The following is a 26,254-nucleotide window of genomic DNA, read 5'->3' on the forward strand; positions in this document are numbered from 1 at the left end:
ACTTTAGGCCATGGCGCGCAACCGCCGCCATCCTGCTGTCGGTGGCCACACCCCACGCGCCTATCGCCGTCCGCCAGTCGCCGGCGCGCTCGATCATCGCCGTGATTGCCGCCGCGGCGGACCGGTCGATCACGCATTGCCGCGCTGCAGGCGCAGCCGCCCTCTCATCACGCGCAACGCATGGCCGATTTCCAGCAGCAGCGGATGGCGGACGATCCTGAGCGCCACGATCCACGCGAGCACGGTCAAGAGCGCGATCTGGGCCAGTACCGCGAGCGGCACATCCGCGCGCCATCCGCTGATCGACATGATCGCGACCATGGGGATGAGCGTCCCCAACGCAATCAGGAGGTTGCGCCCGATCACCCGGCCGATCTCGGCTGCCGTCACGCCGGTCAGCCGGCACATGTGCGGCAGGTACAGCGCCGCCGCGACAGTGGATTCGATCGCACGCCCGAGCGCAGCAGCCTCCAGGCTGATCAGGCAACCCGCGGAAATCAGCACCAGCCCGAGCAGGGATCGAAACCCTTCATAGCGTGCCTGACGCGCGAGTTCGTCGCGAAGGGTGAACAGCTCATAGCTCATCGCGAACAACATCGTGACGGCCTGCGCGACCATCAGGATCGTCAGCACCGGTGCCGCGGCGAGCCAGCGCGGACCGAAGGCATGCTGGATGATGGGCCCCGCCAGCACCGCGACCGTCAGCAGAAAAGGCCACATGATCGCCAGCAGCATGTCGAGGCCGCGCAGATAGGTCGCGCGAAGCTCGCCGGTCGAGCGGTTGTCATGCGCCAGCTTCGCGAACAGCACGCGTGCGGCAACGCCGAAGATGTTGCTGTAGATCGCGGTGTAGAGCGTGCTGGCGCGCGTGAAGATGCCCAGCGCCGCCAGCCCCATGACCCGGCCCATGACCAGCTCGGTCATCCGCATCGACAGGACCGAGACGCCGCCGATCGACATGACGCGAAGGCCGAAGGGCACGATCCGTCGCCAGTCGTGAAGCCCCGGCCGCATCATCAGATGGCCCGGCAGCGCCAGGTTCATGCCGACCGCACCGATCAGCGCATAGGCGATCGCACCATAGGCCGCGCTCAGATAGCTGGCGCCGAGCAACACCGAGACGATCGTGACGGTCGTCGACCCGATGGCGCGGAGCATCAGCACGATCGACACCGGCTTGAATCGCATTTCGCGCTGCAACAGGGCCGCTGGCAGGAATTCGAAGATGCCGATCAACGGCACGATCGCCAGCAGTTTGAGGACGTCGGCGACACCGGCCTCGGTGAACAGCGCCGCACCCGCGAAGCTGGCCAGATAGGTAACGACCGCCAGCAACAATGCGAGGAGCGCGTTGACCGTGAAGACCGACGACAGGGTCGGATCGGTCAGTTCGATCTCGCGGGTCACGAAATGGCCAAGACCAAAGGCGGCGACGATCTGAAGGATGCCGGTGGTCGCAAGTCCGACCGCATAAATCCCCATCTCACGCGGCGTCAGCGTCCGCGCGAGCACGACCATGGCCACGACCATCGCGATGACGGACAGCGACTGCCCGCACAGGGACCAGACCAGGGATCGTCGGACGGACATTGTCACCACTCAAAAAATGCGGGCGTCCAACCGGTGACGCTTTCGCCGCGACGGCATCGCGACCTGCCGTCGCGCATGACGGTCCTCGGGCCGCGGGCAAGCCGCCTCATCCGCCCTTAGATTGCGGGGGGTAAATGGACAAGGGCGCGTGGCCGATCGGCCCTGCGGTTGCCCGGTGCGGCACGCTCGTCTATGCGCCGCCCATCCCCGGCGCGCGGCCGCGCGCCGGGGATGGGCGGCGCATAGACGAGCGTGCCGCACCGGGCAACCGCAGGGCCGATCGGCCACGCGCCCTTGTCCATTTACCCCCCGCAATCTAAGGGCGGATGAGGCGGCTTGCCCGCGGCCCGAGGACCGTCATGCGCGACGGCAGGTCGCGATGCCGTCGCGGCGAAAGCGTCACCGGTTGGACGCCCGCATTTTTTGAGTGGTGACAATGTCCGTCCGACGATCCCTGGTCTGGTCCCTGTGCGGGCAGTCGCTGTCCGTCATCGCGATGGTCGTGGCCATGGTCGTGCTCGCGCGGACGCTGACGCCGCGTGAGATGGGGATTTATGCGGTCGGACTTGCGACCACCGGCATCCTTCAGATCGTCGCCGCCTTTGGTCTTGGCCATTTCGTGACCCGCGAGATCGAACTGACCGATCCGACCCTGTCGTCGGTCTTCACGGTCAACGCGCTCCTCGCATTGTTGCTGGCGGTCGTTACCTATCTGGCCAGCTTCGCGGGTGCGGCGCTGTTCACCGAGGCCGGTGTCGCCGACGTCCTCAAACTGCTGGCGATCGTGCCGTTGATCGGCATCTTCGAATTCCTGCCAGCGGCCCTGTTGCAGCGCGAAATGCGATTCAAGCCGGTGTCGATCGTGCTGATGCTCCGCGCCATCGGGTCGACGACCGTCACGATCGTCTCGGTGTTGCTCGGCGCCAGCTATCTGAGCGCGGCCTATGGTGCGATCGCCTATGCGCTGATCGGTGCGGTCGGCATGAACCTGGCGCTGCCGGGCCATCTGATGATGCGGCCGGGGCTTCACGACTGGCGACGGATCGTGCCCTTCGGCCTTCGCGTCATGTCGATCGGCGGCGTCTCGGTCCTGTCGATGCGGATGACCGAGCTGGTCATGGGCCGGGTCATGGGGCTGGCGGCGCTGGGCATCTTCACGCGCGCCAGCACGCTCTACACCGCGATCTACAGCAACATCTTCGGCGTTGCCGCACGCGTGCTGTTCGCGAAGCTGGCGCATGACAACCGCTCGACCGGCGAGCTTCGCGCGACCTATCTGCGCGGCCTCGACATGCTGCTGGCGATCATGTGGCCTTTTCTGCTGACGGTCGCGGTGCTGGCGGGGCCCATCATCCAGCATGCCTTCGGTCCGCGCTGGCTCGCCGCGGCACCGGTGCTGACGATCCTGATGGTCGCGCAGGCCGTCACGATGTTGTTCGCGATGAGCTATGAGCTGTTCACCCTTCGCGACGAACTCGCGCGTCAGGCACGCTATGAAGGGTTTCGATCCCTGCTCGGGCTGGTGCTGATTTCCGCGGGTTGCCTGATCAGCCTGGAGGCTGCTGCGCTCGGGCGTGCGATCGAATCCACTGTCGCGGCGGCGCTGTACCTGCCGCACATGTGCCGGCTGACCGGCGTGACGGCAGCCGAGATCGGCCGGGTGATCGGGCGCAACCTCCTGATTGCGTTGGGGACGCTCATCCCCATGGTCGCGATCATGTCGATCAGCGGATGGCGCGCGGATGTGCCGCTCGCGGTACTGGCCCAGATCGCGCTCTTGACCGTGCTCGCGTGGATCGTGGCGCTCAGGATCGTCCGCCATCCGCTGCTGCTGGAAATCGGCCATGCGTTGCGCGTGATGAGAGGGCGGCTGCGCCTGCAGCGCGGCAATGCGTGATCGACCGGTCCGCCGCGGCGGCAATCACGGCGATGATCGAGCGCGCCGGCGACTGGCGGACGGCGATAGGCGCGTGGGGTGTGGCCACCGACAGCAGGATGGCGGCGGTTGCGCGCCATGGCCTAAAGTCGGCGTCGCAATCAGGGCCGCGCGTGCCTATATGCCGTTCATGGTGATGCGGCCGACAGCGTCGTCACGCCCGATCGGCAGAGGAGCCGGAAACGCCGTTTGGACGTGCGGAGTGCGCGATGTTTGACGGTTTCGATCCCGTGGTGCTGGCGCGAATCCAGTTCGCGTTCACGGTCAGTTTCCACTTCATCTTCCCGGCCTTTTCGATCGGGCTTGCCAGCTATCTGATGGTGCTGGAGGGGCTGTGGCTGCGCACCGGCAGGCAGGTTTATTTCGACCTGTTCAAATTCTGGGTGAAGATCTTTGCCGTCGCATTCGCGATGGGCGTCGTGTCCGGCATCGTCATGTCCTACCAGTTCGGCACCAACTGGTCGGTGTTTTCCGACAAGGCCGGGCCGGTGATCGGGCCGTTGATGGCGTATGAGGTGCTCACCGCCTTCTTCCTCGAGGCGGGATTCCTCGGCGTCATGCTGTTCGGCATGGAGCGGGTCGGGCGCAAGCTGCACTTCGCGGCCACCTGCATGGTCGCGATCGGGACCTTCATCTCCGCCTTCTGGATCCTGAGCGTCAACAGCTGGATGCACACGCCCACCGGCTTCGCGATCAACGATGTCGGCCAGTTCGTCCCCGCCGGCAGCTGGATCGAGATCATCTTCAACCCCAGCTTTCCCTATCGGCTGGTCCATACGGTCATTGCCGCCTACCTCACCACCGCGCTCGTGGTGGGCGCGGTCGGGGCGTGGCATTTGCTCAAGCTGCGCCGGGGCGAGGACAGGCCGGACGTCGATGGCGACGATCCGGTCGAGGTGCGTGAGCATCCCGAGTTGCCCCGCTCGCGCGAGGCGGCGCGCGTCATGTTCTCGATGGCGATGTGGATGGCGGCGATCGTCGCGCCGATCCAGATCTTCGCCGGCGACCTGCACGGCCTCAACACGCTGGAGCATCAGCCCGCGAAGATCATGGCGATGGAGGGGCATTATGACAGCCACCCAGACGGCGCGCCGCTGATCCTGTTCGGCATCCCCGATCCGGCCGAGAAGCGCATCGATTATGCGATCGAGGTGCCCAAGGCATCGTCGCTGATCCTCAAGCACGAACTCGATGCGCCGCTCGCCGGGCTGGACACGGTGCCGGATGACAAGGAGCCGCCGGTGGCGATCCTGTTCTGGTCGTTCCGCATCATGGTCGGCATCGGCTTCGCCATGCTGGGGCTCGGGTTGTGGAGCCTGCTCGCGCGCGCGCGCGGCAAGCTGTTCGACTGGCCGCTGCTGCATCGCGCGGCGATCGTGATGGGCCCATCGGGCTTCGTCGCGGTGATCGCGGGGTGGGTGACAACCGAGGTCGGCCGCCAGCCCTATACCGTCTATGGCTTCCTGACGACCGCGCAGAGCGCGTCCCCGCTCGCTGCGCCCGCGGTCGGGGCGTCGCTGGTGGCGTTCGTCATCGTCTATTTCGCAGTGTTCGGCTTTGGCACCTGGTATATCCTGAAGCTGATGGGCAAGGGCGTGCAGCTGCACGAGCCGCGCATCGACGAGGAAGGGCCGATCCGCACGGCCGGAATCACGCCGGGTCCGGCGCAGGGTCGCCAGGTCGGCCAGCTGGAGCCGGCGGAATGACCGTCGATCCGACGCTGGCGATGGTGTGGGCGTTCCTGATCGCCTTTGCCGTGTTCGCTTATGTCGTCATGGACGGCTTCGACCTCGGCATCGGCATCCTGTTCCCGGTGTTCGAGGTCGGCGACGAGCGCGACAAGGCGATGAACGCGATCGCGCCGGTGTGGGACGGCAACGAAACCTGGCTGGTACTGGGCGGCGGCGGCCTGTTCGCGGCATTTCCGCTGGCTTATGCGATCGTGCTGCCGGCACTGTATCCGCCGATCATCGCGATGCTGCTCGCGCTCATTTTTCGTGGCGTTGCGTTCGAGTTCCGCTGGCGTGATCCGGCCCACCGCAAGGCGTGGGACGCGGCGTTCACCGGCGGGTCGATTATGGCGGCGTTCTCACAGGGCGTGGCACTGGGCGCGCTGCTTCAGGGGATCAAGGTCGCCGACCGCGCCTATGCCGGCGGCTGGCTCGACTGGCTCAGCCCGTTCAGCGTGCTGACGGGGTTGAGCCTGGTCGCGGGCTATGCGCTGCTGGGTGCGACCTGGCTGATCTGGAAGACGGACGGCGGGACGCAGGATCATGCGTTTCGCCTGGCGGGCCAGGCGGGCGTGCTGACGCTGGTCGCGATCGCGCTGGTCAGCCTGATGACGCTGGGCCTGAATTACGACTATCGCGCCAAGTGGCTCGAGTTTCCGGCGATCCTGGCGACGTCGCAAGTTCCGCTGCTGGTCGGCATCACCGCCTTCGCCCTCTATCGCTCGCTCAAGAAGCGGCGTGAGGTGCGGCCCTTCCTGCTCGCGCTCGCCCTGTTCCTGATGAGCTTCATCGGTCTGGGGATCAGCATGTTCCCATACATCATCCCCGAGAGCGTGACGATCGTCGACGCCGCCGCGCCCGCGACCAGCCAGTGGTTCATGCTGGTCGGTGCCGCCGTGCTGATCCCGCTGATCCTGGCCTATACCGGCTGGGCCTATTGGGTGTTCCGCGGCAAGGTGGGCGTCGAGGGCTATCACTGAGATGCCGCGCCTGCCCGAGCTTCCCGCCGACCGCCAGCCGCTGTGGCGGCGGCTGGCGTGGCTGGCGGCGATCTGGGGCGCGAGCGTCGCGGTGCTGGGCGTGGTGGCGTTCGTGCTGCGCCGCTGGCTGGTGGGGTAGGGGGTGCCTGAGTTAGCGGGTTGATGGCCGCTTCTGGGCGTCGGTAGGTCAGAAACGGAATGGCGGCTTGCGACCCCATTGCTGACTCGCAGGTGAGCCGTCAAACTAAGCCAATGATCGAACGCGATGAAATGTTTGCACCGATGCTTGAGGCTGACCCGTCGTTCAGTGGCCAGTGGCAAGAGTTCCTAGCTGACTACTCAGGCGAGCCAAATTTGCCGCAATACATCGCGTTGGGCGATCTTGCGAGGCACCTAATCGACCGAATGCGTCGAGGGGACATTGCGAACTTCGAAAATGTCTTTGAAGTCGTCGAGCTTTGGCACATCGAGGGGGACGAATATGTACAGGAGGCTGCGACAATCGGGTTCCTGGAGAGCATACAAAATCAGCTAGGCGGCAACGACCGATTTAGAGGTGATGGCGGCGTTCATGCATCAGACTTCGAGCCGTACCTTGGCCCGGAAACCCGTAAATGGTGGGAAAAGCTTTATCGATTTTGGGAAGGCGACTCTTCGGCGTTGAGGTTCGATACCTAGTGGCAGCTAACCAACCACAGCCTGCCATTCGCGCCTACCCTCGGCGGCCTCAAAAGCAGACGAGCACCTCAGTCCGATCGGTTGCTAATTGGCGCCCCGGCTCGCGCTGGCTACGCAGGCGAGCTTCAAAGCCCGCTTCGAGACTCGTCAGCGGCGGGAGATTGCGTGCCCAACCACCACGCCCCGCCACGGGGGCTACCCCTCGAACATCGGGGGCAGGGGGTCCAGCTTCTCCAACCCCTCGACCCATTCGATCTGGCGGGGCAGGCAGCGGGTCTTGAGGTCGTAGCCGTCGACGATCGTCTGGCGCGCGTTCGCGCTCAGCCGGGTGCGCAGCGCGTCGTCGGCCAGCATCATCGCCGCGCGTTCGGCCAGCGCCTTGGGCTCGAAGAACGGCGTCAGCATCCCGTTCTCACCGTCGCGGATCAGTTCGCGGACCGGCGCGGTGTCGCTGCCCAGGATCGGCGCGCCCAGCGCCATCGCCTCCAGCATGCTCCACGACAGGACGAAGGGATAGGTGAGGTAGATGTGCAGCCGGCTGAGGCTCAACACTTCGGTGAACACCGCATAATTCAGCCGCCCGACGAAATGGATGCGCGACATGTCGAGTTGCGCGCGCACTTCGTTGAGGAAGGTTTCCTTCCACGTCGTGCCCTTGTCCGCCGCGCGGCCATAGCTGACGCCGTCGCCGCCGATGATGACGAAATGCGCCCTGGGGCGCAGCCGCTGAAGCTCGGGCAGGGCGCGCATGAAGATGTGATAGCCGCGATAGGGCTCGAGATTGCGGCCGACGAAGGTCACGACTTCGTCCGCGCGCGTCAGCGACGTGCCGCTGGCGAACTTGATATGGCCGTCGTCGCGCGGCCGCAATTTGTCGGTGTCGATGCCGTCGTGGATGACGGTGATCCGGTCGGCAAAGGGCCTGGGATAGCTCGACGCCTGGAAATGGGTGGGCGAAATCCCGGCATTGGCCATCGGGAACATCAGCCGCTGGGGCAGCTGCTTCACCTTCACGCCGCAGCGATGCTCGATCTCGTCCTTGACCGGCGGAAACTCGGGATCGAAATCGTGGTCGGAATCCTTGTAGCCGTAGAAGAACTCGCAATAGAGCGCGAGCCGCGCTTCGGGCCACACATCCTTGAGGAACAGCGTATCGCCCCAGCCGGGATGCGCGACGATGACGTCGGGCACATAGCCCTCGCGCCGCATCGCCGACGCCTTTACCGTCGCGGCATGCGCGCGGATCAGCTTGGCTTCGGTGTCGAGCGCCCATTGGTGCTCTGACTTGGTGCCGACCTTGGCGATGCTGCGATAGCCGGTGACGCCCGGCATCGGCGGCACGTCGATCATCGACAGCGCCGCGACCTCGTGCCCGCGCCGCGCCAGTTCGGGGCCGAGATGGACGAACTGTGCCGGGAAGTTCTGGTGAACCAGCAGGATCTTCATGCGCGACGAAGGATCATTCGCGGAACGCGGTTTCCGACAGCCGCGTGAACGGCGTCAGGAAATAGCTGAGCACCGACCTTTTGTCGCCGATCAGTGCGACGTCGGCGATCATGCCCGGCGTGATCGGCAGCATGTTGCCCGCCGCATCGCGGATCCCGGCTTCCTTGGTACGCACGCGCACCAGATAATGCGTGTCGCCGGTGCGTTCGTTGACGATCGCGTCGGGCGAAATCCCCTCGACCACGCCATCGAGCCCGCCATAGGTGGAGAAATTGTAGGCGGTCAGCTTGACCAGCGCGCGCTGGCCCGGGCGGATGAAGGCGATATCCTGCGGCCGTACCGCCGCCTCGACCGTCAGGCCGCTTTCCGACGGCACGATTTCGACCAGCGGTTCGCCGGGGCGGATGGTGCCGCCGACGGTGTTGACCAGCACCCGGTTGACCTTGCCCTGCAGCGGCGAGCGGACCAGCGTGCGCTGGACCTTGTCGCGCAGCGCCGGCAGCGTCCGGCGGCGCGTGATCAGTTCGGCCTGCGCGGCGGCAAGCTCGCCCGCGGCCTGCGATCGCCACTCCTGCTGCGCCTGGGCGAGCGCGGCGCGCGCCTCGGTGACGCTGGCGCGCGCGCGCGAGACCGTCGCTTGCGCTGCGGCGGCTTCCTCGGACGCGACATTGGCGGTACGTTCGGCCTGCATCAGGCTGAGGCGGGGCTCGACCCCGGCTTCGACCAGCGGGCGGAGCAGGTCCGCCTGCTCGATCGCCGAATTGCGCGACACGCGCAGTGCCGACAGCCGGCCCTCGGCCTCCGCGACCGCGCGCTCGGCCTGCGCGATCCGTGCGCGGGCGGCCGACGTCAGGCTGGCATAATCCGCCTGGCGCGAGATGTAGAGCGACCGCTCGATGCCGATCTGCTCGCGCGTCGCGGCATCCTCCGCGTTCGGAAAAACGGGCGTGCGGCCTGCAATCTCGGCTTCGAGCCGCGCCACCTTCACCGACAGCGCATTGACCGTCGAGCTGTTGCTGCCCAGCGCCGCACCCGTTTCGGTCTGGTCGAGCTGGACCAGGGGGGTGCCCGTCGCCACCGTGTCCCCCGCCTTGACCAGGATCGCGGCGACGATGCCGCCCTCCAGATTGGAAACGCGCTGGAGCTGCGCGGTCGGCACGACGCGCGCGGACGCGTTCACGGTCCGGTCGATCTGGGTCAGCGCCGCCCAGCCGACCAGCACGACGATCATGCCGACGATGACCCAGAGCAGCAGGTTGGACGACCGTGCCGGCGTCTTGTGCAACGGCTGGGGGACGACGACCAGGGCGGTGGATTGCATGTTCATGTCAGGCGGCTACCGGGCGGGTGATGCGGCGCAGGATTTCATCGCGCGGGCCGTCGGCCGCGACCTTGCCGTCGGTGATGATGACGACGCGATCGACCAGGCGAAGCAGCGGCATACGGTGGGTGATGACCAGCAGCGTGCGGCCCCGGGTCTCTTCTTCCAGCCGACTGATCAACTGGTTCTCGCTTTCGGAATCCATCGCGCTCGTCGGTTCGTCGAGCACCAGGAATTTGGGCCTGCCCGCCAACGCGCGCGCGAGCGCGATGCTCTGGCGCTGGCCGCCGGACAGGCTTTCGCCCCGGTCGGCGAGCGTCAGGTCATAGCCGTTGGCGACCCGGCCGATGAAATCGTGCACGCCGGTCAACCGGGCGACGCGCAGCATCTCCTCGTCATCGACCTGGCGGCGGCCGAGTGCGATGTTGTCGCGGATCGACCCGGTGAACAGGACGCTTTCCTGCAGCGACGCGCCGACATGGCGGCGCAGCGTCGGCAGGTCCATCTGGCGGATGTCGGTGCCGTCGACCATCACCAGCCCATCGGTGGCGGTGTAGAGGCCGAGCGCCAGGCGCGCGATCGTCGACTTGCCCGACCCGACCCGGCCGAGCAGCGCAATGCGCTCACCGGCGTTGATCTTGAGGTTGAGCTTGTCGAGCGCGTCTTCCTTTGCGCCGGGATAGCGGAAGCTGACGTTGCGGAACTCGACCGTGCCCTCGATCACCGCGGGCTTCAGGCCGGTCACCAGCCCGGGGTCCTCGCTCATGAACGGGTTGAGCACGCTGTAGGCCGTGCGCGTCGCGGTGATACGCGACAGCAGCTGGGCGATCTGGGCCAGCGGCGCGACCGCACGGCTGGACAGCAGCGAGCACGCGATCAGCCCGCCGAGCGTCAGGTCGCGCGTTTCGACGAGCAGCACGCCCACGATCACGACACCCGCGAACGAGATCGTCTGGGCGGCATTGGCGACATTGGTGCTGATATTGGCGAGCAGGCGCTGGCGCGTCGCCATGTCCGAATAGCTGTCGATCGTGCGCAGCCAGCGCTGGCCGAGCAGGTCGCCGGCGCCGCTCGACTTGACCGTTTCGATGCCGCCGATCGCCTCGACCAGCACCGATTGCTTGTTCAGACCCTCGCGCATCGCCTCGCTCGCCAGGCGGTCCATGGCCGGAAACGTCGCGACGCCCGCGATGATGGTCAGTGGGACCATCGCCAGCGGCACCGCCACCACCCAGCCGCCGATCAGCGCGATCACCGCCAGGGTCAGCAGGATGAACGGGACGTCGATCATCGCGGTCAGCGTGGCTGAGGTGAAGAAATCGCGCAGCGTCTCCAGCTCGCGCATCGTGCCGGCCAGCGCGCCGGTCGAACCCCGCCGCGCGTTGAGCGGCATCGCGACGAGGCGCTCGAAAGCCTTTTCACCGATCTCGCGGTCGACATTTACCCCCGCCACGTCGACGAAATAGGCGCGCAGCGAACGCAGGATGAAGTCGAAGATGATGACGAGGCCAAGCCCGATGCTGAGCCCGACCAGCGACGAAATCGCGTTGTTGGGCAGCACGCGGTCGTACACCGTCATCGAGAACAGCGACGACACGAGCCCGAAGATGTTGATCAGCAGCGCGGCGAGCGCGACCTTCGCATAGGTCGCGCGATTGCGCATCATCGGCTCGATCAGCCACTCGGCAAATCGCTTGCGGGGGGCTTCGACCAGCTCCTGCGGATCGCTCATGGCAACGGTCTTTCTTCGGCGGCCGAGGGAATTTCCAGCGCGGTCAGCAACCTGCCGGTACGCGACAATAGCACATATCGCGCGGCGTCGCGCCCCGCGATCGCCTGGATATAGGCTGCCGCGGTGCCGAAATAGGTGTCGTTGGCGGCTAGCACGTCGAGCAGGCTGCCCCGCGCCGCGAGAAAGCGGGTGGTGAGCGCATCGCGCGTCTGGCGGCTGGCGACATAGGCCGAGGCCAGGCTGGCCAGTTCCGCCTCGACCGCCATCAGGTCGGTATAGGCGGTCGCGGCATCGCGCCCGGCTTCTTCGCGGACGCGGTCGGCGCGGGCACGCGCGGCGTCGGCGCGGGATTCGCCCTGTTCGGCGCGCTCGTAAATGCCGCCGAACAGGCGCTGGCGCAGCGTCAGGCGCGCACGGACGTCATAATCGCGCGTGACCTCGAACGCGCCGTAGCGTCCGCCCTCGACGCTGGCGGAAAGCTGGGGCAGCGTGTCGGCGCGCAGGGCCTTCGCTTCGCGCCGCGCAGCTTCGGATTGCGCGCGTGCGATCGTCACCGTCGGAATGTTCGCCGCCGCGTCGCGCGCGGCCTCGACGCCGGCGGGCACGACGCCCAGCGTCGGTCCCCGCGTCATGTTGGGCGGCGGGGGCGCGCCGGTCAGCTCCTGATAGCGCGCCTCGGCATTGGCGAGCTCGCGACGGTAGCGGGCCAGGCGTGTGTCGAGCGAGGCGATCGCGGTGTCGACGCGCGCGATGTCGGATGCCGCCGACGCTCCCTGATCGATCCGCTGTTTGACCGAATCGCGGTTGTCGACGACGCTCTGGCGATACGCCTCGGCGAGACCCAGCAGGGTGCGGCCGGCGAAGATGTCGTACCACGCCGCGATCGTGCGCAGCGCGATTTCGTCGGCGGTGCCGTCGATCGAGGCGCTGGCGGCGCGCAGCCGGTCGCCGGCGGCGCCGATGCGGTAGGAGGTCGCGCCGAAATCCCACAACAGCTGGCTCACCTGTCCGGTCAGGTCGGTGCGCCGTTCGAGCACCGATCGCTGGATGATGTTGTCGAGGCTGTTGCGGAACGATCGGTCGATAATCTGATAGGCGGACACCGAATATTCGGCGGAGGGCAGCAACGCCGCGCGGGCCTCGCGCTTCGCCGCCTTGGCTTCCTCAAGCTGCGCCTGCACCTCGGCCAGGGCCGGGTGGCGCGCGATCGCGGTCAGCACCGTTTCGCGGAAACGCGGATCGCCCGCACCGTCCTGACCCAGTTTCAGGATCGGGTCGGCGGCGGTGTCGACAACGAGGGGGCGGGGGCTCGCCCCCGGCAGCGTCAGCGATTGCGCGGCGGCGGCGCCAGGCATCGCCAGCGACGCGGCCAGCACCAGCGCGCCGATCAACGGCGCACGCGATGGCACGGCAACAGACTTGGAAGCGTACGTCATTCTTTACGTTTGGAAACCTTGCAAGGAACGCTGTCCTCGACCCGCTGGCCTATCGAAACATCGGTGGCGCGTTAAGTGATTTGAGGCGTCGCGTCTACAGAAACGCTGGCCGGTGCTCGATCCAGAGCCATTCGCGGCGCGGCCGCACGCGCGCGCATGAGCCGCCGCGCGCATTTTCCCGCTCCATCCAAAAGAAAAGGGGGCCTCCACCGCGGTGGAGACCCCCTGATCCTTGGTTCGCGATATTGCGATTACGGGGTCGGGATGGTCGCGGCCGCCGTGATCACGATGTCGTTGTTGGTCAGCGCCGTGCCGGGAACCAGCGTGGCGAAGATCACCGCCGCGCCGGCACCGGTGCCGTCCGCGTCGTAGAACAGGCGACCGGTCGCCTGATCGTACAGGATCTGCGCCGAAGCCGCCGTGGCGCTGACACCGATCACGAACTGCGCCGCGGTCAGGGTCGGGCCGCCAAAGGCGAACACACCCTGGTCGAGCGAGATGCGATCGCCTTCCGCCGAGCTGAAGTCGAGCACGTTGTCGGCATTGCCCACACCGGTCGCGGCGAAGTGGAAGGTATCCGCACCGCTCAGGCCGAACAGGTTGTCGATACCGTCACCACCCGACAGCACGTTGCGGCCAAAGTTGCCCGCGATCGTGTTGTTGGCCGCGTTGCCCTGGAGCACCAGGTTGTCGACCGCGGTGGCGTCTGCCGCAACCAGGCTCTCGACATTGGTACCGAGCGTGTAGTTGACGCTCGCGAACACGGTGTCGTTACCTTCGTTCGCCAGTTCGGTCACGACGTCCGACGACGAGAAGACGCGGTAGATGTCGTCGCCCGCGCCACCGACGAGGGTGTCGCCGCCGCCGCCAGCCACGCCGGCACCGTTGAGGATGTTGTTCCCCGAGTTGCCGGTGAGCGTCTGCGCACCGCTGTTACCGACCAGGAAGACGTTGCCGGTGCCCGTGGCGGTCAGCGAGTCGATGGCCACGCCGTCGGCGAGCGCATAGCCGCCGGTGGTCGCCGTGAAGGTGACCGTGTCGGTCGTCGCCGTCACACCGTCAGCGGCGAGGCCGGTTTCGATGATGACATCGTCGGTGCTGTCGACGGTGTAGGCGTCATTGCCCGCGCCACCCGCCAGCGTGTCGGCACCGCCGCCACCGATCAGCGTCTCGGCGACGTTGCCGGTCGCGCCGTTGATGCGCTGCGCCAGCGCATTGCCGGTCACCGAGACGACGTTGCCGCCGAGGGTGATGGTTTCGACTTCCGCACCCGCGGTGAGGGTGTAGGCCACGAAGCCGGCTTCGGTCGCGAAGGTGATCGAGTCCGTGCCGCCGCCGACGGCTTCGCTGATCACGTCAGCGCCGTTCACGACATAGGCGTCGTTGCCGCCCAGGCCGGTCAGGGTGTCGACGCCGAGGCCACCGACCAGCGTGTTGTTGGCGAAGTTGCCGACAATCTGGTTGGCGAGGTCGTTGCCGGTCAGGACATATTCACCGGTGGTCGCACCCTGGTCCGCCGCCGAGAGGTTCTCGACATTGGCGCTCAGCGTGTAGGACGCGCTGGTGAACACCGAGTCCGTGCCTTCACCGACTGCTTCGGTGACGACGTCGAGCGCGGTGTAGACGCGATAGGTGTCGTTGCCCGCGCCGCCGACCAGCGTGTCGCCGGTGCCTGTCGCCGAGGTGCCGCCGTTCAGGACGTTGTTGCCGGCGTTGCCGGTGAGCGTCTGGGTCAGCGCGTTACCGACCAGAACGACGTTGCCGGTCGCCGCGGTCGCGGTCAGGCTGTCGACATTGACGCCTTCGGCCAGAGCGTAACCGCCCGTGGTCGCGGTGAACTGGACGACATCGGCCGTCGCGGTGACACCGTCGGCCTCGAAGCCGGTTTCGATGATCACGTCATCGGTCGAGTTGACCAGGTAGGTGTCGCCACCGCCGGCACCCGCCAGCGTGTCCGCGCCCGCCGTACCGCCGCTCAGCGTTTCGGCGACGCCGACCGCACCCGCGGCACCGTTGATGCGCTGCGACAGGTTGTTGCCGGTGATCACGTTCACGCCGTTGCTGGCGGTGATGACTTCGATCGAGGCATCCGCATTCAGGGTGAACGTCGCCGCCGCACCCGCCGCGAAGGTGATCGTGTCGGTGCCGCCGTCAGCCGCCTCGACAAAGGTGATCGTGCCCGCGCCCAGGACATAGGTGTCGTTGCCGCCGAGGCCGATCAGGGTGTCGTTGCCGCCACCGCCGCTGAGCGTGTTGGCACCGAAGTTGCCGACGACCGTCTGGTCGAGCGCGTTGCCGGTCAGGACGAGCGCCTGCGTGCCCGACTGATTGGCAGCCGAGAGCGTCTCGACCGCAGTGCCTGCGGTGAGCGCGTAGGTCGCGATCGCCTGGCCCGCCGCCTGCAGCGCGTCGGCGTCGATGTACACGATGTCGGTGCCGCCACCCGCAAGTTCGGTCACCACGTCACCCGGGTTGCGGATGGCGTAGACGTCGTCGCCAGCACCGCCGACCAGCGTGTCACCGAGCGTCGGCTGCGCGGTGTTGCGGCCGCCGTCGAGCACGTTGTTGCCCGCGTTGCCATTCAGCGTCTGCGCGAACTGGTTGCCGATGACGAAGTTGTTGCCGGTGCCGGTCAGGTTCAGCGTTTCGACCCACGCACCCGAGTTCAGCACATACGACACGCTGGCGTTGACCACGTCGTTCGCGCCGCCCGTCGAGCTTTCCACGATCACGTCGCCGGCGTCGGCAACCGTGTACGTGTCGTTGTCCGCGCCACCGTTCAGGGTGTCGTTGCCGGTTCCGCCGATGAGCGTGTCGGTGCCTGCACCACCGTCGATGCTGTCATCACCCGCCGCACCGTCGAGCGTGTCGTTGCCCGCATTGCCGATGATCGTGTTGTTCTCGGCGGTGCCGACAATATTGTCGTCGCCTGCCGTTCCGATAAACGTCGCCATTTAACTACTCCCTTCAGGATGCTTGTCGCGGCGGGGCCGCGCGAAACCAAAATTCAAAAACGTGAAAACAGTTCGCCGCACCGTCCGCGCCTTGCGGACCGACGAACGGTTGGATAGTCCCGCAAATGCTCGGCGTGCCCCCCCGTTTGATCACAAATCGTGCACGACTTAACCGAGCGTGGAATCGATGGCAAGCGACTAGCCCTATTTTTCTGCCGTGTTGTCGCGGGTGCAACAATGGGATCGGACTTGGGGCCAAGCGATGGTGATCGCAGGTAAATATCTGGTTAACGTCAAGACGATCCGCAGCATCGTTGCGACGACCGTATTCAATCCGTTCCGGGGTTTTTCCCACGAGCGCGGTCAACGCCTTCGGCGCGGCCGCCGCCGCGGGGGTGGCCCGACCCTCCCGATTGCGGCGGCATTGGCCGTTGTCGCGATCCTGTCGCCGGGACATCCGCGGGCCCGCGCGGCCACTGACGACGGGCTTGCGGCCCAGCTGCGCCTGCTTCAGGCGGCGGATGCGCGCGTGGCGCGTATCGGGTGGCAGCTGAAGGCGGCCAACGTCGCCCTGTGCCCCGAAACGCGGCCCGAGCTTGGCATCATGCTCTATGATGCGGCGCAATTCGCGCCCGAGGTGCGGTCGGTGGCCGGTGACCTGTTCGGGCTGGCGGCGCCGGTCGCGGTGAGCGTGGTGGTGCCTGACGGGCCGGGCGACCGGGCCGGGCTGCGGCCCGGCGACGGGATCGTCGCGATCGACGGCGGACCGCTGCCGCGCAAACTGCCGGCTGCGCAGGCAACCTTTGACGGCGTGGAAGCTGCCCTGGCGCTGCTCGACCGCGCGTCGAGCGAGGCAGCCGCGCGTGCACGCCCGGTCACGCTAAGGGTCGCGCGCGGCGCCGGCGAGGTCGACATCGCGCTCGACCCCCGGCCGGTCTGCGCGGCGTTCGTCCAGCTGCTGCCCGATCCCCGATCGGAAGCGTCGGCGGACGCGCGGACGATCAGCGTTTCGACCGGACTGCTCGACCGGGTCGCCAATGACGACGAACTGGCCTTTCTGATCGGGCACGAGCTGGCGCATATCATGCTGGGCCACCGCGAGCGCTTCGCGCGTGCGCGCGTGGATAAAGGCCTGTTCGCCGGATTCGGACGAAACGGCGCGATCCTTCGCGCCGCCGAGGCGGATGCCGACCGGCTCGGCATCGTCCTCAGCGCACGGGCCGGCTATGATGTGTTCGCGCCTGCAGCATTCTGGCGCCGGGCCGGAAGGGCGGCGGCGCCATTGATCGGCGACGGTACACATCCCGGCTGGCGGACGCGCGCGCGCGATGCCGACGCGATTTCGGCCGCGATCGCCGCCAACCGCGAAGATGCCATGCCGCCGGACGACTTACGCGCTCAACTCGTTGACCGCAGGCGCCAGCTCGACGCCAAAATGAAAGCGTTCGACAGGTGACACTTGATTAATGACTGTAAGTTAGCGAAGGACGGGAAGCAGTCCGGGTCGGGGCCGGGTCTCTTGCGAGGCGCGGCGACGGCCCGGGAAAATGCGGCGACTGCGTTGCATTTTTGCTGCATCCCGCGTGAGATTGGTTCCGCGCCCGCCGATCGGGAACGGAAACGGGTTGAATGCGTGTAAGCCTCGTGCAATAGCACCGCACGAGTACGAGTATATTGCGAAGGGAGTGTCGGAAATGAACATGTTGAAGAAGGCGATGGCTACCGCGGTAGCGATGTCGCTGGTCAGCGTTCCGGCGATCGCCTCGGCCGCTGACGCCAGCAAGCTGTCGCTTGCGCCGTCGGTTCGCGCCGGCAAGGTGGTTGCTGAGAAGGAAAAGGCTGAAGGCAGCAGCGGGATCATCATTGGCGTCGTCGCGGCGGCTGCCGTGATCGCCGGCATCATCATCATCGCCGACGATGATGAAGCGACCAGCCCGTAAGCCTCGGCTCTCGGAATAGAAAAGGGCGCTCCTTCGCTGGAAGGAGCGCCCTTTTTATTTGTGTGCGCGCCGCGATCGCGCGGCCCGGTTTCCCGGTTCGCGCAGTGGACTGCATCGCATCGCTCGCCGCGCGATTTTCATTTGAGTCCCCCGCCCGGACGCGGATATGGCACGTGACAGGGTGCCGGCGCGCACGGCAGAAGACTGGATCAGGGTGTTGACGGTAGAGCTGGCGGAGATTGACGAAAACGCCGTTCGCGGGGGGCGGATCGGCACCGAAACCTGGCTTTTCTGGAGCTTCCTGCTGGTCATTGCGCTGCTGGGCGGCGCATCGCGGGCGGATTCGCTCGCCCAGCCCGTGGTACGTTGCGTCAGCGTGGTCGTCATCGGCCTGTTCGTGCTGCTGATCCCGCCGGCGCGCCCCGGCTTGTCCCGCCTGCCCGCGATGTTCCTGGCGCTGATTGCCGCGCTGATCGTCGCGCAGCTCGTGCCGCTTCCGCCAATGATCTGGACCGCGCTACCGGGTCGCGACCTCGCCGAGCAGGCGGCGACGGTCGCGCAGTTCGATCAGCCCTGGCGCCCCTTCGCCCTGTCGCCCGACCGCGCGGCCAACGCCTTGTTCGCGCTGCTGCCGGCGGCGGCGACGCTGATCGGCCTGCAGTTCCTGTCACGCCAGCGGATCGCCAACCTCGTCACCCCGGTCATGTTCCTGGTGCTTGCCAGCGCGGTGCTCGGGCTGGCGCAGGTGTCGAGCGGCGAAGATTCGCCGCTGCGCTGGTATGCCGTGACGAATCGCGAGGCTGCGGTCGGCCTGTTCGCGAACCGCAATCATCAGGCGCTGCTGCTCGGCTGCGGCCTGCCGCTGGTGGCGCTGTGGGCGACGCCGCGCGGCATGGCGGCGGATCGCACGCGCCTGCGCGCGCTGCTGGGTGCGGGTGCGGCGGCATTTCTGATCGTCATGGTGCCCGTGACCGGGTCGCGCGCGGGGCTGGTCGTCAGCACGATCGGCCTCCTGGCCGCGATCGTGCTGGTGCTGCCGCGCCTGGGGACGCTCCTTCGCGGGATGCGCAGGCGCACCCGGCGCCTGGTCGCCGGCGGGGCGGCGCTCGGCGCGACGGCGATCGTCGCGCTCGCACTGACCATCGGTCGCGCGGCATCGGTGCAGCGGCTGTTTGCATTGTCGGTCGACGACGACCTGCGCCTGCGCGCCTGGCCGACGTTGCTTGAAATCGCCCGGGACTATGCGCCGTTCGGGGCGGGGCTGGGCGCTTTCGAGCCGCTCTATCGGCATTATGAGCCTTTCGACCTGCTTTCGACGAGCTATCTGAACGAAGCGCACAATGACTATCTTCAGGTCCTGATCGAGGCCGGAGTGCCGGGGGTGGCGATGATCGTGGCGTTCATCGCCTGGTGGCTGATCCGCTCGATCCGGGTCTGGCGCATGGCGCCCGACACCGCGTTCATTCGCCCGGCGCGCGCGGGATCGGCGATACTGCTGATGGTGCTGCTGGCCAGCGCGGTCGATTATCCGGCACGGACACCGATCATCATGGTGGTGACCGCGATCGGTGCGATCTGGATGCTGCTGCCGGTTCCTGGCGTGACCGCCGTGACGGCACGGCGGACGCGGACCGACAATGCTTTACCTGTCCATGCCGGCTGACTATAGCTCGCGGGATTTTTGGCGGATTACTTGACGATATGCGGTTAATTTTATCTGTTCTTGCGGTCGCGCTGCTCGTTTCGGGCTGCTCGAGGGAGCGTCTGGTTTCCCGCCCCGGGCTGACGGTGGTCGAAACCGAGGCGCTGCCGGAGCCGACGCGCGGCGACCTGGTTGCCGCCGACCGCCCGGCGCTGGTGGGGCCGCTCGATACGATCGGTATCGACGTCTACGGCATTTCCGACCTGAGCCTGGAGGTCCAGATCGATGCGAGCGGGCGGATCTCGATGCCGCTGGCGGGCACGATCGATGTACGGGGCAAGGCGGCATATGAGGTTGCGCGCGATATCGAGAATGCGCTGCGCCGCTACGTCAAGGATCCGGTCGTCACCGTCAACATCCTCAATTCGGTCAGCCAGGTCGTCACGGTCGACGGGTCGGTGACGGAGCCGGGGCTGTATCCCGTGACCAACCAGATGACCTTGATGCGCGCGATCGCGTCGGCCAAGGGCGTGTCGGAATTCGGCAAGCTCGAGGACGTGGTGGTGCTGCGCACGGTCGACAACCAGCGCATGGCCGGGCTGTACAACATCGCGGCGATCCGCCGCGGGGTTTACAAGGACCCGCCGATCTTCGCCAATGACGTGATCATCGTGGGGGATTCGCCGGAGCGCCGGCTGTTCCGCGATCTCGTCGCGCTCTCGCCGATCATCTCGGCACCCCTCATCGTCCTGCTGCAATAACGAAGTCGAGCACTGTTCATGAACAAAGCAAATAATGTTCGCAGGCTTGGCTCGGGAAGTGTCGGCTTGGTCCCGGTCGAAATGACGGCGGAGGCCCAGACACCGTTGCTGCGCCAATATTGGCGGATCGTGTGGCGCTGGCGTCGCGTGATCCTGGGCATCATCGGCGTGTGCCTCGTCCTGGGGCTGATCATCACGCTGCTGATGACGCCGCAATATACCGCGACCAACACGATCGAGATTTCGCGTGAATCGGGCAAGATCGTGAACATTCAGGGTGTCGAGCAGGAGGCGACCGACGCCGACCAGGAATTCTATCAGACGCAATATGGCCTGTTGCGTGCGCGCTCGCTGGCCGAGCAGGTCGCGACGCGTCTGCGTCTGGTCGACGACGTCGCCTTTTTCGAGATGTTCGGCGAGGCCGACAGCGAAGGGTTGTTCACCGACAGCAGCGACCGGCGGCTGTCGGCGGTCAGCCGGTCGAAGCGCGTGAAGAAGGCGGGCGAAATCCTGCTCGACAACATCCGCATCACGCCGGCGCGCCAGTCGCGCCTGGTCGAGATCAGCTTTACCAGCCCCGATCCGGCCCTGTCGCAGCGCGTCGCCAATGCCTGGTCGGAAAATTTCATCAGCGCGACGCTGGAGCGGCGCTACGAGGCGACCTCCTACGCCCGGCGTTTCCTGGAAAGCCGGCTGGCGCAGCTGCGCACCCGCCTCGATGCGTCGGAGCGGTCGCTGCAGAATTACGCCTCGAACGAGCGGATCATTACGCTGCCGCAGGGCAAGGAAGGCTCCGAACAGTCGACGATTGCGTATGACCTTGTCGCGCTGAACGGCGTGTTGTCCGCCGCCACCGCGGACCGGCTGGCGGTCGAGGGCAAGTACAAGGCGTCGCGCGGCCGGTCGGGTGACGTCGAGGAGGCGCTCGACAACAACGCGCTCAATTCGCTGCGGGCACGCCGGGCGGAGCGCGCCGCCGAATATGAGAAGCTGCTCGTCCAGTTTGAGCCCGATTATCCGCCGCTGCGCGCGGCGGCGGGCGAAATCCGGCAGCTCGACCGGAGCATCGCGCGTGAAGAGCAGCGCATCGGCAGCAGCCTTGCCGCCGAATATCAGGCCGCGGTGAACCGCGAGGAATCGTTGCGCGAACGCGTCGACGCGTTGAAGGAAAGCTTCCTCGACCAGCGTCGTCGCAGCATCCAGTACAACATCTTCCAGCGCGAAGTTGACACCAATCGTCAGCTTTATGACGCGCTGCTCCAGCGGTACAAGGAAATCGGCATCGCCGGCGGGGTCGGCGTCAACAACGTCGCCGTCGTGGACGAAGCACAACTGCCGTCGCGACCGTCGAGCCCCCGCCTGGTGCTCAACCTGGTTCTCGCGCTGTTCGTCGGCATGTCGCTGGGTGCCATCGCGGCCTTCATCCTTGAGCAGAGCGACGAGGCGATCGCCGATCCGGGGGCGGTCGAGCGCATGCTCGGCCTGCCGCTGCTCGGCAGCGTGCCCAAGTCGTCGGACTCGCCGATCGATGCGCTGCGCGATCGCAAGTCCTCGATCGTCGACGCCTATCTTGCGGTCCAGACGAACCTGCAGTTCTCGACCGATCACGGCGTGCCGCAATCGCTTGCAGTCACCAGCTCACGGCCGGCCGAAGGCAAGTCGACGACGTCGTTCGCGCTGGCGACGATGCTGGCGCGCGCCGATCGCAAGGTGGTGCTGATCGACGGCGACATGCGGTCGCCCTCGGTTCACCACCTGATCGGTGCCCAGAACGATCGCGGGCTGAGCAATTACCTGTCGGGCGGCGCGGTGATCGACAGCCTGCTCGTGCCGGTGAACGATTTCGGCTTCGTCGCGATGACCGCCGGGCCGATCCCGCCCAATGCCGCCGAACTGCTGACCGGCAACCGGCTGGCCTCGCTGATCGAGGAACTGTCGAAGCATTTCGACCATATCGTGATCGATTCCCCCCCGGTGATGGGCCTGGCCGATGCGCCGCTGATCGGCAGCCGCGTGGAGGGCATCGTCTACGCCGTCGAATCGCACGGCATCCGTGCCAGCATCGTTCGCACCGCACTGAGCCGCCTCGCCAGCGCAAATGCGCGCATCATCGGCGTGGTCGTGACCAAATTCGAGCCGAAAAAGGCGCATTTCGGCTATGGCTATGACTATGGCTATGGTTACGGCCGATCGGAGCAGGGCCGGGGCGGCAACGGCTGATGCCGTCACGCGCCATCCAGCTGCCGACCGGGCGCGCGATCCTCTTTGCCCTCGTGCTGCTCGGCCTGCTGGTTCTGGTGGGCCAGCACAGCCTGGCCTCCGTCGTCGCGAAGCGAAACCCCGAACTGGCGCTGCGCATCGCGCCGGGACATGCGGAGGCCGCGGGGCTGGTTGCACTTCGCAGCATGACCGCGGCCGCGACCGCCGGCGACATCGCGCGCGCGCGCCGGCTGGCCCAGTCGGCATTGCGAAGCGAGCCCCTGTCAGCGGTGGCGGCGGGTGCGCTGGGCCTGGCAAACGATCGGCGCGGTCAGACCGCGCTGGCCCGCCGGCAGATCGCCTTTTCCGAACAGCTTTCGCGCCGCGAGCTCGTGGTTCAGCTCTGGCTGATCGAGGATGCGGTCGCACGCGATGACATTCCGGGCGCGCTGCGCCGTTATGACACCGCGATGCGCACGTCGCGCGATGCGCTGGGCATCCTGTTCCCGATCCTGATCGGCGCGATCGATGATCCCGCGATCCGGGCACCGCTTGCCGACATCCTCGCGCGTCGCCCCTCCTGGTCGACCCAGTTCGTCCAGCAACTGGCCCAGAGCGGCACCGCGTTCGACAGCGTCAACCAGCTCTATCGCGCGCTCCGGCAACGCGGCGCGCCGGTCAGCGACCTGACGCTGGCGACCGTGACGACGCGGATGGTCGAACGCGGCCAGGTCGCCGGCGCGTGGACACTGTTCCAGAGCTATCGCCCCGGTGCGGACCGTCGCGGTCTGCGCAATGGCAGCTTCGACCAGCCGCTGGCCGACGCGACCCCCTTTGACTGGTCGCGCGGACCGGAAAGCGAAATCGTCGTCGAGCAACGGCCCGCCTTTGACGGTCCGGCGCTGTATTTCGAGACGCCGATGGGCGTGGGGGGCGTCGCCGCGCGTCAGCTGCTGCTGCTGTCGCCGGGTGCGGTTTCGATCCGCGCGATGGCCAGCGATACGGCGGGGCTCGGCGACAATCTGCCGTATCTGAGGCTCGCCTGCGCCGATGGCCGCCGCGAACTGGGCCGACAGGCGTTCCCGAGTGTCGGACCCGAGGGGCAGCCGTTCAAGCTCGATGCGGTCGTTCCGCGCGATTGCCCGGCGCAGTGGATCGAGGTCGTTGCGCAGGCCGCTGACTCGCTCGGGGGGGCGGCAGGCTATATCGACAATGTCAGCCTGAGCCGCTGACCGCCGCCGCCGGTCGCGATACCGATCAGCTTTGCAATATCCACCGCTCGCTGCCCGTCAGGCCCAGCGCGGTGAGCCGTCCGCTCTGATAGGCGCCGGTATCGATGCCGATCCGGTTGGGTAGCATCTCGACCTCGCTCGTGACGGTGTGGCCATGCACGATCACCGCGCCGTGATCGCCGGTGAAGCGGGTAAACTCCTCGCGGATCCACCGCCGGTCGCTGTCGCGCTGTTCGTCCAGCGGGATGCCGGGGCGAACGCCGGCATGGACGAAGTGATAGTCGCCGATCGTCACTGACTGCGCGAATTGCGCCATGAACGTCAGGTGCGCTTCCGGGACATTGCGGATGATCAGCTTTTGAAGCTCGGACAGATCGGCCTCGTCATATTCGGCCTGGCTGACCCCGTAGCTGAGCAGCGTCTCGCGCCCGCCGATCCGGTTGAACAACGACAGCGCGTTGCGATTGCCCGAGGCGGCGAGCAGCAGCACCTCCTCGTGGTTTCCCATCAACAGGATGGTGTCGGGGCGGGCCTCCGCGATCGACATCAGGTGTTCGACCACGCGCGCGCTGTCCGGGCCGCGATCGATCAGATCGCCCAGAAAGATCAGTTGATAGGGCTGGCCCGCGCGCGCGGCATCGTCGTCGATCGCCGCAAGCAACGTGACCAGACAGTCGTGACGACCGTGGATGTCGCCGATCGCGTAGAAGCGTCTTTCGTCGGGAACGCGTGCGTCAGGAACGCCTTTGCGCTTGCCAAGCAGGAACTGGAACATTCTTCGGGGGCCTGTACTAATCGGACGTCCATATAGGCTCTTCGCTTCTGCACACAATCGTGGCAGAGGGTCGCCATGAACAAGTTGTTGGCCCTGGCATTGGCGTGGGCCCTGATCGCGCTTTTTCCGTCGCCCGGCGTCGCCGGCGAGGCAAAGCGACTGCGCAAGCCCGGCGAGCGTGTGGCCAAACCCGTCGAGCGGTCCGAACGTCCCCTCCTGATCACCGATGAGAATGTCGCGGATCTGGATCGTGTATCCGCCCCGGATCCGAGCGTGCGTCCTACGCCGCGACTGGGCCAGCGGGTCAGCGATCCGCAGCAGCGCGTGGCGCGCCGCCAGTATCGACAGGCGGGCGAGCGATTGAACCAGCGGGTGCTGGGGCGGATCGAAAGCCGCGTCCAGAACCGCATCGGGCCGAGCGACCTGCCTTCGACGCGCGCGACCGAGGGTACGCTGAGCGTGAGGCGCACCGCCACCCTGCCGAGCCCCAACGGACCGAAATAGCGACGCGGACGGGCGACGCGGCGCATTCAGCGGCTTGCCCAGCGACCCCATTTCGCCCTAACGCCGCGCCGTGGCGGGCCGATCCCCGCAGCGTTGCGCCTTCCGACCCGGCCCGGCGCCGAATTTGAGAGTGTGATGGTCTCCGTTCAGCCCAAAAGATCCCTGTGGATCCGTTTCGACGTTCAGGTCATCGGCTGCCTGTGCGCTGCGGTGCTGCTGCCCTATGTCATCCGTGCCCTTACCCTTGAAGTCGACACGATCGAAATCCTCAACCAGACGTTGATCGGGGCGACGCTGGCGATTGTCGCGGGCGCGTGGCTCCTGCGAAACGTGACGATTTTTCCGGGCGTCGAGAAGAGCGTCTATATCCTTCCGGCGTTCACGATCTCGTTCTTCACGCTGACGATGATCTACCTGCTCGGGCGGCTCGACTATAACCGCATCATGCTGATCTCCGCCTTCGCGGTCAGTGTCGGCTGGTTCCTGTTTTTCCAGGTGCATACCGAACGGTTCCGGATGCTTCGGATCGGCTACCTGCCGTTCGACGACGTCAAGCTGATCAACCATGTGACCGGCGTCACATGGGTCCCGCTATCGTCGCCGGATGCGGATTTCGGTCAGCTGGATGCCGTGGCCACCGATCTGCGGGTCGATCTGCCGACCGAATGGGACCGGCGGCTGGCCGACTTCGCGCTCGCGGGCGTACCCGTCTATCACGTCAAGCACCTGCTGGAGTCGCTGACGGGGCGCGTCGAGCTCGAGCATCTGTCGGAAAACAGCTTCGGTTCGCTGGTGCCGCTGTCGGCCTACATGTCGATCAAGCACGCGGTCGACTGGATCATGGCGCTGATCGCCGGGGTGGTGCTGCTGGTGCCGCTGCTGCTGGTCGCGCTGATCATCCGGCTGACCTCATCGGGCCCCGCGCTGTTTCGCCAGACGCGGATCGGCTACCGGGGCAAGCCGTTCACCGTCTACAAATTCCGCACGATGCGGGTGCTGGAGACCCAGCCCTCGACGCTCGAGGCCGCGATCACGCGCGAAGGCGACGACCGGGTCACGCCGGTGGGGCGCTTTCTGCGCCACAGCCGCATCGACGAGCTGCCGCAGATCATCAATGTCCTTCGCGGTGAAATGAGCTGGATCGGGCCGCGCCCCGAAGCGGAGGTGCTGTCGCGCTGGTACGAGCGCGAAATCCCCTTCTACCGCTATCGCCACGTCGTCCGCCCCGGAATCGCGGGCTGGGCACAGGTGTGCCAGGGCCATGTCGCCGAGGTCGACGAGGTCCGGGCCAAGCTCCATTACGACTTCTACTATATCAAGAACTACTCGCCCTGGATCGACCTGTTGATCGTGGCGCGCACGATCCGCACGATGATAACGGGCTTCGGATCACGCTGA

At 66.6% G+C, this 26,254-nt stretch carries 20 protein-coding genes; 13 read left to right on the plus strand and 7 right to left on the minus strand.

The window, feature by feature from the left end; translation table 11 throughout:
• Positions 1-129 precede the first annotated feature (129 nt).
• Positions 130-1,590, minus strand: a complete 1,461-nt coding sequence (locus AX676_RS12850) for an oligosaccharide flippase family protein (protein ID WP_066644518.1) — start codon at positions 1,588-1,590, stop codon at positions 130-132.
• A gap of 436 nt (positions 1,591-2,026) precedes the next feature.
• Here AX676_RS12850 and AX676_RS12855 point away from each other — a divergent pair, with 436 nt between their 5' ends.
• From AX676_RS12855 to AX676_RS12870, 5 genes are all read left to right on the plus strand, one after another.
• Positions 2,027-3,487: an oligosaccharide flippase family protein gene (locus AX676_RS12855; protein ID WP_066644518.1), complete on the plus strand. Its 1,461-nt coding sequence runs from the start codon at positions 2,027-2,029 to the stop codon at positions 3,485-3,487.
• A gap of 248 nt (positions 3,488-3,735) precedes the next feature.
• The gene (locus AX676_RS12860; RefSeq protein ID WP_066480522.1) at positions 3,736-5,232 is read left to right on the plus strand and encodes a cytochrome ubiquinol oxidase subunit I; all 1,497 of its coding nucleotides are present in this window, start codon (positions 3,736-3,738) and stop codon (positions 5,230-5,232) included.
• Complete coding sequence (cydB, locus tag AX676_RS12865; RefSeq protein WP_066480524.1) at positions 5,229-6,236, plus strand: cytochrome d ubiquinol oxidase subunit II; 1,008 nt, start codon at positions 5,229-5,231, stop codon at positions 6,234-6,236. Before AX676_RS12860 ends, cydB begins: the two co-directional genes overlap by 4 nt.
• A gap of 1 nt (position 6,237) precedes the next feature.
• Positions 6,238-6,375 (plus strand): DUF2474 domain-containing protein, encoded by a 138-nt coding sequence (locus AX676_RS17420; protein ID WP_082730859.1) that lies wholly within the window; start codon positions 6,238-6,240, stop codon positions 6,373-6,375.
• A 113-nt stretch (positions 6,376-6,488) separates the two neighbouring features.
• Complete coding sequence (locus tag AX676_RS12870) at positions 6,489-6,914, plus strand: DUF7674 family protein (protein ID WP_066480525.1); 426 nt, start codon at positions 6,489-6,491, stop codon at positions 6,912-6,914.
• Positions 6,915-7,109: 195 nt separating this feature from the next.
• On the opposite strand, the gene AX676_RS12875 is transcribed toward AX676_RS12870, so the two are convergent.
• The 5 genes from AX676_RS12875 to AX676_RS12895 all read right to left on the minus strand — a co-directional run bounded on the left by AX676_RS12875 (position 7,110) and on the right by AX676_RS12895 (position 15,803).
• The gene (locus tag AX676_RS12875; RefSeq protein ID WP_066480526.1) at positions 7,110-8,360 is read right to left on the minus strand and encodes a glycosyltransferase; all 1,251 of its coding nucleotides are present in this window, start codon (positions 8,358-8,360) and stop codon (positions 7,110-7,112) included.
• 13 nt (positions 8,361-8,373) lie between these two features.
• Positions 8,374-9,687: an HlyD family type I secretion periplasmic adaptor subunit gene (locus AX676_RS12880; RefSeq protein WP_231726098.1), complete on the minus strand. Its 1,314-nt coding sequence runs from the start codon at positions 9,685-9,687 to the stop codon at positions 8,374-8,376.
• Position 9,688: 1 nt separating this feature from the next.
• On the minus strand, positions 9,689-11,413 hold the full coding sequence (locus AX676_RS12885) for a type I secretion system permease/ATPase (protein ID WP_066480527.1): 1,725 nt from the start codon (positions 11,411-11,413) through the stop codon (positions 9,689-9,691).
• Positions 11,410-12,849, minus strand: a complete 1,440-nt coding sequence (locus tag AX676_RS12890; protein WP_082731145.1) for a TolC family protein — start codon at positions 12,847-12,849, stop codon at positions 11,410-11,412. The genes AX676_RS12885 and AX676_RS12890 overlap by 4 nt, the downstream gene beginning before the upstream one ends.
• Positions 12,850-13,100: 251 nt before the next feature.
• The gene (locus AX676_RS12895; protein ID WP_066480530.1) at positions 13,101-15,803 is read right to left on the minus strand and encodes a beta strand repeat-containing protein; all 2,703 of its coding nucleotides are present in this window, start codon (positions 15,801-15,803) and stop codon (positions 13,101-13,103) included.
• A gap of 262 nt (positions 15,804-16,065) precedes the next feature.
• Between AX676_RS12895 and AX676_RS12900 the strand changes: the two genes are divergently transcribed.
• The 6 genes from AX676_RS12900 (at position 16,066) to AX676_RS12925 (ending at position 23,577) form a co-directional block, all read left to right on the plus strand.
• Positions 16,066-17,259 carry a M48 family metalloprotease gene (locus AX676_RS12900; protein WP_066480531.1) on the plus strand — a complete coding sequence of 398 codons (1,194 nt, stop codon included), beginning with the start codon at positions 16,066-16,068 and terminating at the stop codon, positions 17,257-17,259.
• Positions 17,260-17,503: 244 nt separating this feature from the next.
• A complete protein-coding gene (locus AX676_RS12905; protein ID WP_066480638.1) occupies positions 17,504-17,743 on the plus strand; it encodes a hypothetical protein in 240 nt (79 codons plus the stop codon).
• Between the two features lie 166 nt (positions 17,744-17,909).
• Positions 17,910-19,406, plus strand: a complete 1,497-nt coding sequence (locus AX676_RS12910) for an O-antigen ligase family protein (RefSeq protein ID WP_066480532.1) — start codon at positions 17,910-17,912, stop codon at positions 19,404-19,406.
• Positions 19,407-19,444: 38 nt separating this feature from the next.
• Positions 19,445-20,146 carry a polysaccharide biosynthesis/export family protein gene (locus AX676_RS12915; RefSeq protein ID WP_156437759.1) on the plus strand — a complete coding sequence of 234 codons (702 nt, stop codon included), beginning with the start codon at positions 19,445-19,447 and terminating at the stop codon, positions 20,144-20,146.
• Positions 20,147-20,212: 66 nt separating this feature from the next.
• Positions 20,213-22,366 (plus strand): GumC family protein, encoded by a 2,154-nt coding sequence (locus AX676_RS12920; RefSeq protein WP_197417133.1) that lies wholly within the window; start codon positions 20,213-20,215, stop codon positions 22,364-22,366.
• The gene (locus AX676_RS12925; protein WP_066480535.1) at positions 22,366-23,577 is read left to right on the plus strand and encodes a hypothetical protein; all 1,212 of its coding nucleotides are present in this window, start codon (positions 22,366-22,368) and stop codon (positions 23,575-23,577) included. Before AX676_RS12920 ends, AX676_RS12925 begins: the two co-directional genes overlap by 1 nt.
• 25 nt (positions 23,578-23,602) lie before the next feature.
• On the opposite strand, the gene AX676_RS12930 is transcribed toward AX676_RS12925, so the two are convergent.
• Positions 23,603-24,352: a metallophosphoesterase family protein gene (locus AX676_RS12930; RefSeq protein WP_066480536.1), complete on the minus strand. Its 750-nt coding sequence runs from the start codon at positions 24,350-24,352 to the stop codon at positions 23,603-23,605.
• 75 nt (positions 24,353-24,427) lie between these two features.
• Here AX676_RS12930 and AX676_RS12935 point away from each other — a divergent pair, with 75 nt between their 5' ends.
• Positions 24,428-24,856 (plus strand): hypothetical protein, encoded by a 429-nt coding sequence (locus AX676_RS12935; protein ID WP_066480542.1) that lies wholly within the window; start codon positions 24,428-24,430, stop codon positions 24,854-24,856.
• A gap of 135 nt (positions 24,857-24,991) precedes the next feature.
• Positions 24,992-26,254: a sugar transferase gene (locus tag AX676_RS12940; RefSeq protein ID WP_066480543.1), complete on the plus strand. Its 1,263-nt coding sequence runs from the start codon at positions 24,992-24,994 to the stop codon at positions 26,252-26,254.

The organism is Sphingomonas sp. CCH21-G11, from assembly GCF_001555965.1.
Taxonomy (GTDB): domain Bacteria; phylum Pseudomonadota; class Alphaproteobacteria; order Sphingomonadales; family Sphingomonadaceae; genus Sphingomonas.

Coding starts and splice junctions, on each gene's coding strand:
- AX676_RS12875 (WP_066480526.1), bottom strand. CDS start 8,360: ATGAAGATCCTGCTGGTTCACCAGAACTTCCCGGCACAGTTCGTCCAT.
- AX676_RS12855 (WP_066644518.1), top strand. CDS start 2,027: ATGTCCGTCCGACGATCCCTGGTCTGGTCCCTGTGCGGGCAGTCGCTG.
- AX676_RS12925 (WP_066480535.1), top strand. CDS start 22,366: ATGCCGTCACGCGCCATCCAGCTGCCGACCGGGCGCGCGATCCTCTTT.
- AX676_RS17420 (WP_082730859.1), top strand. CDS start 6,238: ATGCCGCGCCTGCCCGAGCTTCCCGCCGACCGCCAGCCGCTGTGGCGG.
- AX676_RS12940 (WP_066480543.1), top strand. CDS start 24,992: ATGGTCTCCGTTCAGCCCAAAAGATCCCTGTGGATCCGTTTCGACGTT.
- AX676_RS12850 (WP_066644518.1), bottom strand. CDS start 1,590: ATGTCCGTCCGACGATCCCTGGTCTGGTCCCTGTGCGGGCAGTCGCTG.
- AX676_RS12930 (WP_066480536.1), bottom strand. CDS start 24,352: ATGTTCCAGTTCCTGCTTGGCAAGCGCAAAGGCGTTCCTGACGCACGC.
- AX676_RS12880 (WP_231726098.1), bottom strand. CDS start 9,687: ATGAACATGCAATCCACCGCCCTGGTCGTCGTCCCCCAGCCGTTGCAC.
- AX676_RS12890 (WP_082731145.1), bottom strand. CDS start 12,849: ATGACGTACGCTTCCAAGTCTGTTGCCGTGCCATCGCGTGCGCCGTTG.
- AX676_RS12935 (WP_066480542.1), top strand. CDS start 24,428: ATGAACAAGTTGTTGGCCCTGGCATTGGCGTGGGCCCTGATCGCGCTT.
- AX676_RS12910 (WP_066480532.1), top strand. CDS start 17,910: ATGGCACGTGACAGGGTGCCGGCGCGCACGGCAGAAGACTGGATCAGG.
- AX676_RS12905 (WP_066480638.1), top strand. CDS start 17,504: ATGTTGAAGAAGGCGATGGCTACCGCGGTAGCGATGTCGCTGGTCAGC.
- cydB (WP_066480524.1), top strand. CDS start 5,229: ATGACCGTCGATCCGACGCTGGCGATGGTGTGGGCGTTCCTGATCGCC.
- AX676_RS12900 (WP_066480531.1), top strand. CDS start 16,066: ATGGTGATCGCAGGTAAATATCTGGTTAACGTCAAGACGATCCGCAGC.
- AX676_RS12870 (WP_066480525.1), top strand. CDS start 6,489: ATGATCGAACGCGATGAAATGTTTGCACCGATGCTTGAGGCTGACCCG.
- AX676_RS12895 (WP_066480530.1), bottom strand. CDS start 15,803: ATGGCGACGTTTATCGGAACGGCAGGCGACGACAATATTGTCGGCACC.
- AX676_RS12885 (WP_066480527.1), bottom strand. CDS start 11,413: ATGAGCGATCCGCAGGAGCTGGTCGAAGCCCCCCGCAAGCGATTTGCC.
- AX676_RS12915 (WP_156437759.1), top strand. CDS start 19,445: ATGCGGTTAATTTTATCTGTTCTTGCGGTCGCGCTGCTCGTTTCGGGC.
- AX676_RS12860 (WP_066480522.1), top strand. CDS start 3,736: ATGTTTGACGGTTTCGATCCCGTGGTGCTGGCGCGAATCCAGTTCGCG.